The sequence below is a fragment of the Jhaorihella thermophila genome (assembly GCF_900108275.1).
GTDB classification, from domain to species: domain Bacteria; phylum Pseudomonadota; class Alphaproteobacteria; order Rhodobacterales; family Rhodobacteraceae; genus Jhaorihella; species Jhaorihella thermophila.
In genome coordinates this window covers 1-2,001 of the sequence record NZ_FNVD01000055.1, presented here as the reverse complement: position 1 = coordinate 2,001, position 2,001 = coordinate 1, and the positions used below count along the sequence as shown (strand labels likewise).

Annotated in this window: 1 protein-coding gene and 2 pseudogenes; all 3 read right to left on the bottom strand. The window is 69.9% G+C overall.

What is annotated here, in order from left to right:
• A pseudogene (locus C4S70_RS18300) lies at positions 1–536 on the bottom strand (AAA family ATPase); the annotation flags it as partial.
• Positions 537–595: 59 nt separating this feature from the next.
• A complete protein-coding gene (locus C4S70_RS18295) occupies positions 596–1,564 on the bottom strand; it encodes a hypothetical protein (RefSeq protein WP_104009509.1) in 969 nt (322 codons plus the stop codon).
• 140 nt (positions 1,565–1,704) lie between these two features.
• Positions 1,705–2,001: pseudogene (locus C4S70_RS18290) on the bottom strand (hypothetical protein); the annotation flags it as partial.

Genomic DNA, 2,001 nt, shown 5'->3' with positions numbered 1-2,001 from the left:
CCGCGCCAGCGGGCACCGCCGGGAACGTCGAGTTCCGCCAGCCAGCCGAGGATCGAATCCATCTGCGCCCACAGCAGACGGCGATCCTCCGAGCTGGGGGCAAGGATCAGCGTCAGCGCCCGGTCGCGGGTGACGGCGGCCACGTCCTCGGGGCCGTCGAACAAGGCGGCAAAACGGGCGGCAGCCACCATCGGCTCGATCGGAGGATCGGACAGGCGGTTGGTATCGCCGGTGCCATGCGCCTCGGCCCAGGGGTCTCGGCATTCGGAGATCGCGCGTGCGATGTCGCGATCGCGCATCCCATGCACCGCCGGCGTGGCGCCATAGGGCTCATCCATACGCAGGAGCGGTGGCAAGGAGCGCACGTCCGGGCGGGCCGGGCCGGTGCCGGACACGTCGTCAGGGCCGGTGTCCGATTGGAGATCAGCGGTCAGGTCGCGGTGCCACAGCGCGATGCGGCGCAGCAGCGGACGCAGGAGCGACAAGGCATGCGGAGACAGCGCGCCGGCGGGCGCGGGGCGTGGGGTCTGGGGCATCAAGAAAACTCCGGACAAGGTGGAGAATGGGGGCCGCAGATTGGCGGCCCCGGATCGGATCAGGCGGCAGCGTTGTCCGGAGACCCGGAGGCGCTGGGGTCCCAACCCGCAGCGACCGCCTCCAGCAGCGCCTGGATGTAGGACCGGGCGTGATGGTGATAGATCTCGGAGGTCGTCCGGATCGGACCCCGGAACAGCGCGGGCGGCACGATCAGGTCGGGGCAATGCGCGCGGATGTGCGCGTGCAGGGCCTTCTCGATGCAGATCGCGCGATGTCCGGACTCGATGGGAATGGCACGCAGCAGCTTGCCTTGCGTCTGTCCGGGATCCCGCTGCACCTGGCGCAGCCGAAAGCTGGGGTTCGAGCTGAACCCCAGCTTGACCACCGGCAGATCGGGCAGGGTGAAGTCGAAGAGATAGATCTGGCTCGGCTTCGACGCCCAGCTTTCCCCGCAGCCCGCGCAATCGACATCGCCATGGCGCATGTTGGCCACCGCCACGTCCTGCCGGTGCCCGCAGGTATGCGCATAGCGGCGATAGCCGGGGTGGCGCCGCCGCGCCCGGCCGATCAGCTGCCAATCCCGCGCCTCGGCTTCGGCGGCGTGGCGGGCTTCGGTGCAGGTCTCGCAGCCCAACCCGTGCCCGCCGGCGGCGGCCCGTTCGACGCGGTGATGCTGGCGTCGGCCGGTGTGGCCGCAGGCAAATTCATAGACGCCATAATGCCGGTCACCCTGCGGGTCCGGCGCGATCAGCCGGGCGCCCATCTTCCGCGCGGCCTCGGCGCGGCGGGCGGCGATGCAGTGGGGGCATTCGGGCGCGTGGTCGCGCACCACGTTGATCCGCTTGAGCGTGGGCTGGCCGCAAGTGTGGCAGCCGAGGACCACGTGCAGGCGGTCCACCGCACGGCCGATCAGCGAGAATCCTTTGCGCTCGGCGGCGGAAGTCCACTGGGCTTTGACAGGGCCGAGGAAGACAGGATGGAACGCCCCATCAATGGGGAACGGGAACAGCGTTTTGCTGGTGGGCATTGAAAAAAACTCTGGACAGAGTCCACCCGAGGCCCGCAGGGCTGCGGGCGGGTGGAGAGGAAAAGAAAGGGATGAAGACAGGCCGCGGGGCCTGTCCGGAAACCCGGACAGGGAAAAGGGTGCAGGCCGGTCGGAAAATCTCAGGCGGCGCGGGGCAGGCCCATCAGGGCGAGATTGCCACGCCAGGCCTCGACGAGGGCCTGCGCCTCCATCAGCAGCGCATGGAGATCGGGGGCGGCCGCCTTATGTGCCCGGGCCAGCGCAAAAAGCGCGCCGGAGAGCTGGATCAGCTCGGACTGGGTGGGCAGGCCATCGTCCACCGCCGGCAGCATATGCCCGGCAGCGGCCCGCAGGTCGGGATGCGCCGCGCGCATATCCCGGACAGCCCGCAGCCCGGCGCCGGCCAATGACCAGGCGCTGGCGGCGGTGTCGCCCAA